This is a genomic window from Paraburkholderia sp. EG287B, assembly GCF_040965595.1.
GTDB lineage: Bacteria > Pseudomonadota > Gammaproteobacteria > Burkholderiales > Burkholderiaceae > Paraburkholderia.
In genome coordinates, this window is record NZ_JBFRCG010000009.1 from 177,093 (window position 1) to 189,983 (window position 12,891).

A 12,891-nucleotide genomic window follows, 5' to 3' on the forward strand; every position below is an offset into this window, starting at 1 on the left:
TGCCGGGGCTTGATAGCGAATCACGGCGGCGGCGCAGGCCTTGAGCGTTTGCCCACGCCGCCTGTCGTCGAGTTCGCGCCCATTTCATCCGCCTTGTCGCGCCTTTTTAGGGCCGCAGCGTTCAGCCGCTGACCGCCGAGGTTCAGCCGCGCCGCCCGCCCGCCGCCAACGTCCCGCGCCCGCCGCCGGGCCCGCCATTCCCTCGCCAAATCCGCATTTTGACCGGCTTGCGCCCGCGACAAGGCAAAATACGGGTTTTGAGCCCGTGCCGGGCTCGAGTTTCCCCTGCCGGCCGCCTCCTTCCAGGCATCGATCGGGCCTCGTTGCGAGCCCGGCAGGTCGGCTCGCCTTGTCTGCGAGCCCTCAAGCGATATTGGAGTCGTCTACATGCCCGAATCGAAACTGTCTTTCTTCGGCCGCCTTTCGGTCGCGCTGGGATCGTTCTTCGCGATCCTCGGCGACGGCGAGCTCGCCGCCAATGTGCGCCGTCTGCGTGAAGGCGGGCTTGCACCCGCCGCCGCCGCGCCCGCGCCCGCCGCGGCGCCGGTCGCGAAGCCGGCACCGGCACCCGCACCCACCGTCATCAAGGAAGCCACGCCCGACGCCGCACTCCAGCTGCTCGGCCTGCTCCAGCGCAACGCGCGCTTCGTCGATTTCGTCGAGGAAGACATTGCCGGCTATGCCGATGCGGATATCGGCGCCGCCGCCCGCATCGTCCACGAAGGCTGCCGCGCCACGCTGCGCGACCACTTCGCGATCCGCCCGGTGCGCAGCGAGTCCGAAGGCTCGCGCGTGACGCTGCCGGCCGGCTTCGACGCCGCCGCCGTACGCCTGACCGGCAACGTGGTGGGCGAGGCGCCGTTCAGCGGCAGCCTCACGCATCGCGGCTGGCGCGTCGAGGAGGTCAAGCTGCCGCAACTCGTCAAGACGCACGACGCGCGCATCCTCGCGCCGGCGGAGGTGGAGCTGTGAGCGATCCACGTTATTCGATTGGCGTCGACCTGGGCACGACGCATTGCGCGCTGTCCTACGTCGACCTCAGCGCCAGCGATGGCGAAAAGACCCAGCAGGGCGTGCTGAATGTGACCCAGCTGACTGCGCCGGGCACACTGGAATCGCCCGACCTGCTGCCTTCGTTTCTCTACTTGCCGCATGCGGGCGAGCTGACGCCGGGCGACCTCACGCTGCCGTGGACCACCACGCGCGAGTACGCCGTGGGCGAGCTTGCGCGCAGCCGTGGCGCGGGCACGCCGATCCGCCTCGTGTCGAGCGCCAAAAGCTGGTTGTGTCACCCCGGCGTGGATCGCCGCGCGGCCATTCTGCCCAACGACGCGCCGCCCGAAGTCACGCGCGTGTCGCCGCTCGAAAGCTCGGTGCGCTATCTCACGCACCTGCGCGAGGCCTGGGACCACGCGCATCCCGAGGCGCCGTTCGGCGAGCAGGAGATCACCGTCACGATCCCGGCCTCGTTCGACCCGGCCGCGCGCGAGTTGACGGCCGAGGCGGCGCAGGCGGCGGGCTACGCCAACATGACGCTGCTGGAAGAGCCGCAGGCGGCGCTCTATAGCTGGATCCAGAAAAGCGGCGGCGCGTGGCGCAAGGACGTGAAGGTCGGCGACATCATCCTCGTCGTGGACGTGGGCGGCGGCACGACCGACCTTTCGCTGATCGCCGTGGTCGAGCGCGAAGGCAATCTCGAACTGCACCGCGTGGCCGTGGGCGAGCACATCCTGCTCGGGGGCGACAACATGGACCTCGCGCTCGCGCACGTGGTCGCGCGCAAGCTCGCGACCCAGGGCACGCAGGCCGATCCGTGGCAACTGCGCGCGCTGACCTATGCGTGCCGCTCGGCCAAGGAAACGCTGCTCAGCGACGCGACTGTCGATACGGTGCCGATCGTCGTGCCGAGCCGCGGCTCGAAGCTGATCGGCGGCTCGATTCGCACGGAACTCACGCGCGCCGAACTCACGCAGATCATTCTCGAAGGCTTCTTCCCGCAGGTGGACGCGGCCGCGCGTCCCGCCGTGCGTACGCGCGTGGGTCTCACGCAGCTTGGCCTGCCGTACGCGCAGGACGCGGGCGTCACGCGCCATCTCGCGGCCTTCCTCGGCCGCCAGGTGCAGGCGCTCGCGGAACTCGAAGGCTTTGGCGCGCCGCCCGCAGGCGCGAGCTTCCTGCATCCCACGGCGGTCCTTTTCAACGGCGGCGTATTCAAGTCGGCGCTGCTCTCGCAACGCGTGCTCGATATCCTCAACGGCTGGCTCGCGGCCGAGGGCGCGGCGCCCGCGCGCCTGCTCGGCGGTGCCGATCTAGACCTCGCGGTGGCGCGCGGCGCGGCCTATTACGGCTACGTGAAGCGCGGCAAGGGCGTGCGCATTCGCGGCGGCACGGCGCGCGCGTATTACGTGGCCGTCGAATCGGCCATGCCGGCGGTGCCGGGGCTCGAGCCGCCGGTGTCGGCGCTCTGCGTCGCGCCGTTCGGCATGGAAGAGGGCACGGAGGCGGCGCTGCCGCCGCAGGAGTTCGGCCTAGTCGTAGGTGAGCCCGTGCACTTCCGTTTCTTCGGCTCGTCGGTGCGCCGTCTGGATCAGGTCGGCACGATGCTCGACTACTGGTCGCCCGAAGAATTGCAGGAGCTGGAGGAAATCCAGGCCACGCTGCCGACCGAAGGCCGTACGCCCGGCGAAGTCGTGCCCGTGAAGCTGCACGCGCGCGTGACGGAAGCGGGCACGCTCGAGCTCGAAGCCATGCCGAGCGGCACGAACGAGCGCTGGAAGGTCGAGTTCGACGTGCGTGGCGGAGCAGGCGACTGAGCCCGATGAAGCCATACGTCGTCGGCATCGACCTGGGGACGAGCAATACCGTCGTGGCGTACGTGGAGGCAGGCGGCGACGCCATCCGCGTGTTCGACGTCGAGCAGCTCACCGGCCTCGGCGAAGTGGGCGCGGAAAAGATGCTGCCTTCCGCGCGTTATCACCCGGCGGCGGGCGAGCTTGCGGCAGGCGATCTGCGCTTGCCGTGGCGCGCGCCTTCACCAGGTGACGACGCCGTCATCGGCCGCCTCGCGCGCACGCTCGGCGCGCAGGTGCCCGGCCGGCTCGTAGCGAGCGCGAAAAGCTGGCTCTCGCATGCGGCGGTGGACCGCCTCGCGCCGATCCTGCCGTGGGGCGCGCCCGACGACGTCGCCAAGGTCTCGCCGGTGACCGCGAGCGCGAGCTATCTCGCGCACGTGCGCGCCGCGTGGAACCATCGTTTCCCGCATGCGCCGCTCGAAGATCAGGACGTGGTGCTCACCGTGCCCGCCTCGTTCGACGACGGCGCGCGTGCGCTCACGCTCGAAGCGGCGCGCATGGCGAAATTGCCGGCGCTGCGCCTGCTCGAAGAACCGCAGGCCGCGTTCTACGACTGGCTGTATCACCATCGCGCGACGCTCGACGCGGAGCTGGGCGCGTCGCGCCTCGTGCTCGTGTGCGACGTGGGCGGCGGCACGACCGACCTCACGCTCATCAAGGTGCAGTTCGAGGGCGGCGAGCCGCAGCTCACACGCATTGGGGTGGGCAATCATCTGATGCTCGGCGGCGACAACATGGATCTCGCGCTCGCGCATCTGGCCGAAAGCCGGCTCGCGAACGCGCAAACGCGCCTGAGCGCGGCGAGCCTTTCGCAGCTCGTGGAGCGCTGTCGCGTCGCGAAGGAGCAGTTGCTCGACGCGAGCGCGCCCGAGTCCGTGCCGATCACGCTGCTCGGCGCGGGCGCGCGGCTCGTGGGCGGCGCGCGCACCACTCAGCTCGGCCGCGAGGAAGTCGCGCAGATCGTGGTGGACGGCTTCTTCCCGATGGGCACTGCCGGCGACCTGCCGCGCCGCTCGCGCGCGGCGATCGTCGAGTTCGGCTTGCCCTATGCCGCCGATCCGGCCATTACGCGTCATATCGCGGCATTCTTGCAGCGCTTCGCGGCGCAGTCGCGCGAGGCGCTGGGTTCTTCCGGCGCGGCCGTTGAACCGGAAGCCGCGTTGCCCATGCCCGACGCGCTGCTGCTCAACGGCGGCGTGTTCCGCGCCCGCTCGCTCGCGCAGCGTCTGGCCGATACGCTCGGCGCGTGGCGCGGCGAGCCGCTCAACGTGCTGCAGAACGATCAGCCCGACGTGGCTGTCGCGCGCGGTGCGGTCGCCTATGCGCTCGCGCGCTCGGGCAACGCGCCGCGTATCGGCGGCGGCTCGCCGCGCAGCTACTTTCTCGTCCTCGACGAAGGCGCGGCAGCCGATGCCGCTGCGCGTGGCGTGTGCGTCTTGCCACGCGGCACGGAGGAAGGCCACGAACTGCATCTGGACGACCGCACGTTCGCGTTGCAACTGGGCCAGCCGGTGCAGTTCCACCTCGCATCAACGGTGGCCGACACTGCGTGGCAACCCGGCGAGCTGGCCGATCTCGCGGCGGGCGACTTCGTGCGCCTGCCGCCACTCGCAACGGTAGTGCCCGCGGGCGGCGACGCAAAGGCGGCGCGCGAGCGTCCCGTCAAGCTCACGACCGCGCTCACCGAAGTCGGCACGCTGGAGATGCACTGCATCGCGACCGACGACGCCTCGCAGCGCTGGCTGCTCGAATTCGCGCTGCGCCGCGCGGAGCACGAGGGCGGTGTGGGCGCGGCAAGCGGCGAGTCGCGCCATGCGGGCCTCGACGAAGCGATCGAGGCGATCGAGCGCGTGTTCGGCGCGCGCTCCGCCAAGGTCGACGCGAAGGAAGTGAAGCGCTTGCGCGGGCATCTCGAAGAGCGGCTCGGGCCGCGCCAGAACTGGGACGGCCCGCTCCTGCGCGAGCTGTTCGGCGCGCTCTGGGAACGCGCGGGCAAGCGCCGGCGCTCCGCCGATCACGAACGCCTGTGGCTGAACCTCGCCGGCTTCTGCCTGCGTCCGGGGTTCGGCTATCCGCTGGACGAATGGCGCGTCGAGCAACTCTGGTCGCTCTTCGACGACGGCATCCAGTTCGTGGGCGAAGGCCAGGTGTGGTCGGAGTGGTGGACGCTCTGGCGGCGCGCGGCAGGCGGCCTGAACGAGGCGCAGCAGGACGAGGTGCTGGCGGCGATGACGTACCTCGAAGAGGCCGCCGGCTCGAAGCGCCACAAGCTGCCCTTTGACGCCGCGAAGCTGGGCGTGCCGGACATGATCCGGCTCTATGCGTCGCTCGAACAGATTGCGGCCGAGCGCAAGGTCGAGATCGGCGAGCGGCTGTTGCAGCGGCTCCAGAAGCCTTCCGAGAATCATCAGACGTGGTGGGCCGTGGGCCGCATCGGCGCGCGCCAGCCGTTCTACGGCAGCGCGCACGGCGTGGTGCCGCCGCAAACCGCCGCGCTCTGGCTCGACGCGATTCTCGCGCTCGACTGGAAGAAGATCGAACCGGCGATGTTCGCCGCCGCGCAAATCGCGCGCATGACGGGCGACCGTTCGCGCGACCTGCCCGCCGAGTTGCGCGAGACCGTGGTGCGCCGCATGGAGTCGGCGAACGCGCCGCCTGGGTGGGTCACGATGGTGCGCGAAGTCGTCGCGCTCGACACGGCGGACACGGGCCGGGTGTTCGGCGAGGCGCTGCCGGCGGGGCTGAAGCTGATCGCGGGCTGAGCGACGCGTGACTTCTGCAGGAAGCGCGGCGCGCGTATGATCGAACGCCTGATTCCAACTGAAATACAGCGGACTGATCTGCCCATGAATTCTCCTGCCGATGCTTCCTCGCCGCGCGCCTTGCGCGCGCTCTCGCCGATCGAGGCGCGTATCGTCGGCGTGCTGGTCGAAAAGCAGCACACGGTGCCCGACACCTATCCGCTCTCGCTCAACGCGCTCACGCTCGGCTGCAACCAGAAGACCGCGCGCACGCCGGTCATGAACGTGAGCGAAGCCGAAGTGCTGGCCGCGATCGAAGACCTCAAGCTGCTGAGCCTTGTGTTCGAAGGCAGCAGCAGCCGCGTGCCGCGCTTCGAGCACAACCTGAACCGCGTGCTCGGCGTGCCGAGCCAGGCCGTGGCGCTCCTGACCGTGCTGCTGCTGCGCGGCGCGCAGACGGCGGCGGAATTGCGCCTGAACTCGTCGCGCCTGCACGGATTCGCCGATGTCTCGTCGGTCGAAGGCTTCCTGGAAGAACTGACCGAGCGCGAGCCGCCGCTCGTCGTGAAGCTGCCGCGCGCGCCGGGCGAGCGCGAAAGCCGCTGGATGCATCTGCTGTGCGGCGAGGTCAACACGGCGAGTTTCGTCGCCGCGGGGACCATCGCGCCCGGGGCGCGCGAGGAGGCCGGTGAGAGCGTTTCGCTCGCGGACTTCGAAGCGGTACGCGCCGAACAGCAGCGCCTCGCCGACGAAGTCGCACGCCTGCAAACGCTCGTCGCGCGCATGGCCGCCGAACTGGGCATGTCGCTCGACTGAGCATCGCCACCTCCGTCGCGCCATGGACGCCGCCGCCGCCACCGCCCAGCGCCTGCGCCAGGTGCGCGACCTGCCGTGCCCGCGCGGCCTGCCGTTCATCGGCAATCTGCATCAGCTGAACGCGCCGAAACTGCATCGCGTGCTCGAACAGTGGGCCGAGGAACTCGGCACGCCGTATCGCTTCCAGATCTGCGGCATGCCGGTCACGGTCTGGAGCGACGCGGAGCTGAGCCAGGGCGTGATGCGCGAGCGTCCGCATCGCTACCGGCGTTACGCGTCGCTCGAACCCGTGCTCGCCGAAATCGGCTGCAACGGCGTGTTCTCGGCTGAAGGCGCGGCGTGGGAGCCGCAGCGCCGGCTCGTCATGCAGGCGCTTTCCATCCCGCACCTCCGCGCGTTCTATCCCACGCTGCAAGCGATCACAGCGCGTCTGCACGACCGCTGGCAACGCGCGGCCGAGCGTGGCGGGGTGGTCGAGATGACCGACGACCTCAAGCGTTACACGGTGGATGTGACGAGTGCGCTCGCGTTCGGCGAGGACCCGCGCACGCTTGAACAGGAGCGCGGCGTCATTCAGGAGCATCTCGCGCAGATTTTCCCGACGCTCATGCATCGCGTGAACGCGCCGTTCCCGTACTGGCGCTATGTGCGTTTGCCGCGCGACCGCCGCACGGACCGGGCGCTCGCCGAAGTGCATCGCACGATACGCGGCATGATGGCGCGCTCGCGCGAGCGCATGCGCGACGAGCCGTCCGATGCGCCGCGCCATCTGCTCGAAGCGATGCTCGCGCTGCGCGATGCGCCGGGCTCCGACGTGACCGACGACATCATCGCCGCCAACGTGCTCACGTTGCTGCTGGCGGGCGAGGACACCACGGCTAATGCGCTCGCGTGGTCGCTCTACTATCTAAGCGCCGACGAACCGCTGCAGCAGCGCCTCGCGAGCGAAGCGCACGCGGTGCTGGGCGCACACGCAGTGTGTCCGGACTATGGCCTCGTGAAGGACCTCGACCTGTTCGAAGCGGTGTGCAGCGAAACGCTGCGCTTGCGTCCGGTGGCCGCGATCATGGCGTTCGAGCCCGTGGAGAATGTGCAGGTGGGCGACGTCGCGTTGCCCGCCGGTTCGAAGATGTTCTTTCTCACGCGACCGCCCATGCTCGACGCGCGCCACTACGCGCAGCCCGGGCGCTTCGATCCTGACCGCTGGCTGCGCGGCAACGCGGCTTGCGCGACTGACGCGCGCGTGCACGATCCGCGCGCGTGGGTGCAGTTTGGCGCGGGGCCGCGCGTGTGTCCGGGGCGGCATCTGGCGGCCATGGAAATGCGCCTCGTGCTCTCCACGCTGATGAACCGCTTCAAGGTGACGCTGGCCGCCGATCCCGCGACGATCGAGGAGATCACGGCGTTCGCGATGGTGCCGAACCGCATGCCGGTGCGGCTGGAATTGCGGCCAACGGTTGTCGAGTCGCTTCGACCACAGGCGACATATCAACCGGGCCGTGACTGACGTCTCAACCTTGCGTGATGAAGGTATGGACGTGGGTGTTGAAGAGGTCGGGATGCGTGCCGTTCATACCGTGCGTGGCGCCCTTGATCGTGACGCGGCGCGCGAACTCGATCCACTCGTCCAGCGCTTCGACGTTGTTGCGGAACATGAGCGGGCTGCGCTGGCCGTCGATCAGCAGCGTGCGGCACTTGATCTCGCCGGCGGCGCGCGGCGCGTAAGGCGGCAGCGGGTCCTGCAACTGCTTGGGCAGCGTCGTGGCGTTCGCGATGGCCATCTGGCGAAACGCCGCCGAGCCTTTCTTCCAGGCGCCCGGCACGCTCACGGAGTCGACGAACAACTCGAGTCCCGCTTCGACGTCGCCGGCATGGATGAGGTCGGCGGCGCGCGTGCGCAGCGCGTTGGTGGCGGGAGGCAGCGCGGCTTCGTCGTCGTCCACGCGCGAGAGCGGGCCGCCCGGGTCGGCCAGCACCAGCGTGCGCACGAGGCGCGGATAGCGGCGCGCGAGATGCCACGCCACGCAGCCGCCACGCGAATGGCCCACGAGGTGCACCGATTCGAGACCGAGCGCGGTGATGAAATCGGCCAGCTCGGTGACGTGGCTCTCCCAGCCGAAATCGCCCTGGATGCAGGCGTCTGCCGCGGGCCAGTAATGGCTCAGGCTCGGCGCGATGCAGCGGAAATGCTCCGACAGGCCGTTGAGTTGCGGCGTCCAGTAGCGGTAATCACAGAGCGATCCGTGGACGAACAGCAGCGGCTCGCCATCGCCGCGCTCGAGGAACGGCAGGGCAATGCCCGAGTGCAACGTCGCGTACGACAGGTCGGGCGCAGCAAGTAGGGAGGGATCGATGCGTTGGTTCAAGGAGTGGCTCCGAGCGTATGAGCGTCACTTTGCCGCAACCGAACGATTAAGGGAAACTCAATAAACTGAAGGAATCGATAAGGTTTTCTGATTCGAAAAAGAGGCGTAACGCGGCGAGGCCTGTCGCGCGGGGCTGTTCTCTTTCAGTGCTGAAAGCAAGCGGGTGCGCCCACGCCGCTGGCGGCCTGGGGCGCGGCGGCCGAATCGTGGGTTGTCGCGGCGCCGGCCGCGTTCGCGGCGGAGGATTTACGTCTTCGGTGCGACGAGATTGGCGTCGCGCGCGAGCAGCCAGCGTCCGCTCGCATCCTTGCGCACCAGCGTGAGCGTGTAGCCCGCACGCCGCATGGGCTGGGCCGCGCCCGGCGGGGTAATGGAAATGTCGATGCGATTGCGTAGAAAGGCCCAATCGCCCAGTACCTGCAGTTCCACGATCTCGGCCGTGCCTTCTATGCGCATGTCCTGCTGCGCTTGCGAAGCCGCGGCAAACTCGGCCTTGCCGAACGGCTCCTGGCCGGGCACCGTGAACACCACGTCGTCGGTCATCAGGCTCAGCACTTTGGCGGTGTCGCCGGCGCGGCTGGCTTCCATCCAGGTTTGCACCAGCTCGCGAATGGCGCGTTCGTCATCGGTCATCGTGGACTCCCTCGTGTTTCATTTCTACGGTTCTGGAATGCGCCGCGCGGCGCCTCAAAACGCACTGCGATACGCGAACAGGCCCGGCAAGCCGCCGGTCATGACGAAGAGGACGTTCTCGCCGCGCGCGAAGCGTCCCGATCGTGCGGCTTGCACGAGACCGGCGAATGCCTTGCCGCCGTACACGGGGTCGATCAGCAGGCCTTCTTTCGAAGCGACGAGCCGCACGGCCTCGCGCATCGCGTCGGTTGGAATGCCGTAGCCGTCGCCGAGCTGGGCTTCGTCGATCACGATCGAGCGGCCCTCGATGCGCCGCGCCGGATCGATCAACTCGAGCGTCTTGCCGGCCTTTTCGAGCGTGGCGGCGTGGGCCTGCTCAGCCTTCGCGAGCACGGTGTACGCAAGCACGAGGCTCGGGTCGAGGCCCAGCGCCGCGAAGCCGGCGGCGAGCCCTGCGTGCATGCCGCCGCTGCCGTTGGGCACGACGATGCGCGCGAAGCGCAAGCCCTGTGTATGGGCCTGGGTCATGATTTCGGCCGCGCACGCCGCGTACCCCAGACACCCCACCGGGCTCGACCCGCCCAGCGGGCACACGTAGACCTTGCGGCCCTGGGCGCGCAGCTCGTCGGCGCGCGCCTGGGCGAACTCCAGGGCATTGGCCGTGCCGGAGAGGTCGTGCACGCGTGCGCCGAGCAGGTCGTCGAGCAGGATGTTGCCGTTCTCCAGATACTCGAAGTCGTCGCGCGGCACGGCCCGCGTGAGCACGAGTTCGCACTGCAGGCCCGCTTGCGCCGCCGCAGCTGCCGTCAAGCGCGCATGGTTCGACTGGCGCGCGCCCACGGTGACGATGGTGTCCGCGCCCGCAGCCAGCGCTTCGCCCACCAGGAACTCCAGCTTGCGCAGCTTGTTGCCGCCGCCGCCGAGGCCAGTGAGATCGTCGCGCTTGACATAGACATTCACGCCCCCAAGTTCGTGGCTTAGCCGCGGCAATGGCTGGATCGGCGTGGGTCCTTCCAGCAGTGCGCGGCGAGCATGCCGCGAAAGATCGAGCTGATACGGGGACGCGGAATGTGTCACGGCATTCGTTACGGTAGTCATCGGGCTCTCGCTGTCTCGCAGTTTGAATGGGAGTGTGGCTGGCGGCATTTGCATTTGCCAGGCGTCGAATAATAACCAGGGTAACGCTCGAATGATGCGCAACGCCTCAGGGTTCTCACGTCCACGTAATTCCGTATTGCGTCGCAGCAAGGAGGTTTTTAGACTGATTCTTATCCAGGCAATCGTCCGAGACGATATTCCCACCACGGGAGGCTTCAAATGAATATTTTTCAATCGCCGAGCCAACCATCGAGTCCGAGGCTGCACGTATTCGAACAGGAGGGCGGCTGGCACTGGGGTATCACCATAGAGCGTTCGGCAGGCGGCGGGTTCAAGGTCATCGCGTACAGCGAGAAGACGTTCCGCGCCGAAAACGAAGCACAATCCGACGGCGACCGCGCCCTCGTCAATCTCGCCGAACTGGTTTGAGCCGCGCGCCGCGCGGCTCCGTGTTTTCGCGTCTGCGGCACCTTTCCTCGCATCCTTCCACGTTTGCGGCCCGCGCTCCCCGCGCTGTGCCGGAATCGATGTTTCTTTTCGTCTGATCGCTTCGCCTGCATGTGCTCATGCCGCGTCCATCGGCCTCAGTGACCGATCGTGCGACGTTTGCTAAAAATCAGCGCGCAATCTCATGTGCCCCGGTATCTTGAAAAATTGCCCGAGAGGGCTTTTCAGACCGTTCGCGTACGCCGTCACTCTCCCTCATGACCTCACCCGCGCAGCGCCCCTCGCCGACACTTGCGCCCGATCTGCAACTGGGCGAACCCATGACCGATACGATGCATGCCGAGTTCGTCGTGCTGCTCGACGCGCTGGCGCGCGCGAGCGACGAAAGCTGGCTCGGCGCGTTCGACGCGTGGGCGGCGCATACGAAGCAGCATTTCGCACAGGAAGAAGCGTGGATGGAGGAAATGAACTTCGGTCCGCGCCATTGCCATGCGGGCCAGCATCGGCACGTCCTGAACGTGGCAGGCGAGGTGCGCAGGCAAGTCGCCGACGAGGGGCGCTTCGACACGGGGCGGCAACTGGTGGGCGAACTGCACGAATGGTTCGCCTGGCACGTGAAGTCGATGGACGCGCTCATGGTCGAAGCCCTGCGCGAACGCGGCATCGCGAAGGTCGATCAGGCCGATCAGGCCGATCAGGCCGATCAAGCCGTCTGAGTCACATTCCAATCGTTCGATTCATGCAAGCAGATATCGTAATCGTGGGCGCCGGGCCGGTGGGGCTGTGTCTCGCACGCTCGCTCAGTGGTGTTGGCCTCAAGATCGTCGTCGTCGAGCAGCAGCGCCTCGCCGACATCAACGAGCCGCAGTTCGACGGGCGCGAGATCGCGCTGACCCAAAAGTCGGTGCGCGCGATGCGCAGGTTCGGGCTTTGGGATCTCATCGACCCGCACTCGCGTGCGCCGCTGCGCAGCGCGAGGGTGTTCAATGGTCCCTCGCCGGGGGCGCTCGAGATCGGACACGATCTGAGCGGCCACACGGAGCTGGGCTGGCTGGTCTCCAATCACCTGATTCGCAAGGCCGCGTACGAGGCGCTGCGGCAAAGCACGGCGGAGCATGGCGACGTGACGCTGCTGGCGGCGCAACAGGTCAGCGCGGTGAACGCCGGTGAGGATCAGGCGAGCGTGACATTGGAGAGCGGTGAAACGCTCTCGGCGAAGTTGATCGTCGCGGCGGACAGCCGCTTCTCGTCCACGCGCAAGATGATGGGCATTGCTGCCAGCATGCACGATTTCGGCAAAGCGATGCTGGTTTGCCGCATGACGCACGAAGCGCCTCACGAGCACGCCGCGTGGGAATGGTTCGGCTACGGTCAGACGCTCGCGTTGCTGCCCATGAACGCGGAGCGCTCGACGAACGCGCATCAGTCGTCGGTCGTGCTCACGCTGCCCGTGGGCCAGGTCAATGAGATCGCCGCGCTTGCGCCCGACGCGTTCGCGCGGCATATCGAGGATCGTTTCATGCACAGGCTGGGCGCAATGAAGCTGGCGAGCACGCGGCATGTGTATCCGCTCGTGGCCGTCTATCCGGAGCGCTTCGTCGGCAAACGCTTCGCGGCCGTGGGCGACGCCGCGGTCGGCATGCATCCGGTGACCGCGCATGGGTTCAATTTCGGGCTGCTCGGTGTGGAAACCTTAGGTAACCGGATCATCGAAACGCACAAGAGCGGCTTCGACATCGGGGCTGCCTCGGTTTTGCAGCGCTATGAAACCCAGCACCGCCGCGCGACCAAACCGCTCTATCTCGCGACCCGGTTCATCACCGACGTCTACACGAACAACAGCGCGCCCGCGAAACTGGCGCGCGACTTCATGCTGCGCGCGGCTTCGAAACTGATGCCGTTCAGGAAGGCCATCGCCGCTTCGCTGACCGGCTGACT

At 68.0% G+C, this 12,891-nt stretch carries 11 protein-coding genes; 8 read left to right on the forward strand and 3 right to left on the reverse strand.

The features are described 5' to 3' along the window. Positions 1-387: 387 nt before the first annotated feature. The 5 genes from AB4Y40_RS17975 to AB4Y40_RS17995 all read left to right on the forward strand — a co-directional run bounded on the left by AB4Y40_RS17975 (position 388) and on the right by AB4Y40_RS17995 (position 7,916). On the forward strand, positions 388-972 hold the full coding sequence (locus tag AB4Y40_RS17975) for a DUF2760 domain-containing protein (RefSeq protein ID WP_368688878.1): 585 nt from the start codon (positions 388-390) through the stop codon (positions 970-972). Further along, positions 969-2,813 (forward strand): Hsp70 family protein, encoded by a 1,845-nt coding sequence (locus tag AB4Y40_RS17980; RefSeq protein WP_368688879.1) that lies wholly within the window; start codon positions 969-971, stop codon positions 2,811-2,813. Before AB4Y40_RS17975 ends, AB4Y40_RS17980 begins: the two co-directional genes overlap by 4 nt. Positions 2,814-2,818: 5 nt before the next feature. Further along, the gene (locus AB4Y40_RS17985) at positions 2,819-5,614 is read left to right on the forward strand and encodes an Hsp70 family protein (RefSeq protein WP_368688880.1); all 2,796 of its coding nucleotides are present in this window, start codon (positions 2,819-2,821) and stop codon (positions 5,612-5,614) included. An 84-nt stretch (positions 5,615-5,698) separates the two neighbouring features. Continuing rightward, on the forward strand, positions 5,699-6,409 hold the full coding sequence (locus AB4Y40_RS17990; protein ID WP_368688881.1) for a YceH family protein: 711 nt from the start codon (positions 5,699-5,701) through the stop codon (positions 6,407-6,409). A 22-nt stretch (positions 6,410-6,431) separates the two neighbouring features. Then, the gene (locus AB4Y40_RS17995) at positions 6,432-7,916 is read left to right on the forward strand and encodes a cytochrome P450 (protein ID WP_368688882.1); all 1,485 of its coding nucleotides are present in this window, start codon (positions 6,432-6,434) and stop codon (positions 7,914-7,916) included. Between the two features lie 4 nt (positions 7,917-7,920). On the opposite strand, the gene AB4Y40_RS18000 is transcribed toward AB4Y40_RS17995, so the two are convergent. From AB4Y40_RS18000 to AB4Y40_RS18010, 3 genes are all read right to left on the reverse strand, one after another. Continuing rightward, entirely contained in the window at positions 7,921-8,775 is an 855-nt protein-coding gene (locus AB4Y40_RS18000; protein ID WP_368688883.1) for an alpha/beta fold hydrolase, read from the reverse strand. A 246-nt stretch (positions 8,776-9,021) separates the two neighbouring features. Next, positions 9,022-9,408, reverse strand: a complete 387-nt coding sequence (locus AB4Y40_RS18005; RefSeq protein WP_368688884.1) for an SgcJ/EcaC family oxidoreductase — start codon at positions 9,406-9,408, stop codon at positions 9,022-9,024. Between the two features lie 54 nt (positions 9,409-9,462). Continuing rightward, the gene (locus tag AB4Y40_RS18010) at positions 9,463-10,506 is read right to left on the reverse strand and encodes a D-cysteine desulfhydrase family protein (RefSeq protein ID WP_368688885.1); all 1,044 of its coding nucleotides are present in this window, start codon (positions 10,504-10,506) and stop codon (positions 9,463-9,465) included. A gap of 219 nt (positions 10,507-10,725) precedes the next feature. On the opposite strand from AB4Y40_RS18010, the gene AB4Y40_RS18015 reads away from it, so the two are divergent. From AB4Y40_RS18015 to ubiM, 3 genes are all read left to right on the forward strand, one after another. After that, positions 10,726-10,935 carry a hypothetical protein gene (locus AB4Y40_RS18015; RefSeq protein WP_035514678.1) on the forward strand — a complete coding sequence of 70 codons (210 nt, stop codon included), beginning with the start codon at positions 10,726-10,728 and terminating at the stop codon, positions 10,933-10,935. A 275-nt stretch (positions 10,936-11,210) separates the two neighbouring features. Next, on the forward strand, positions 11,211-11,669 hold the full coding sequence (locus tag AB4Y40_RS18020) for a hemerythrin domain-containing protein (protein WP_368688886.1): 459 nt from the start codon (positions 11,211-11,213) through the stop codon (positions 11,667-11,669). Between the two features lie 23 nt (positions 11,670-11,692). Continuing rightward, entirely contained in the window at positions 11,693-12,889 is a 1,197-nt protein-coding gene (ubiM, locus tag AB4Y40_RS18025; RefSeq protein WP_368688887.1) for a 5-demethoxyubiquinol-8 5-hydroxylase UbiM, read from the forward strand. Positions 12,890-12,891 lie beyond the last annotated feature (2 nt).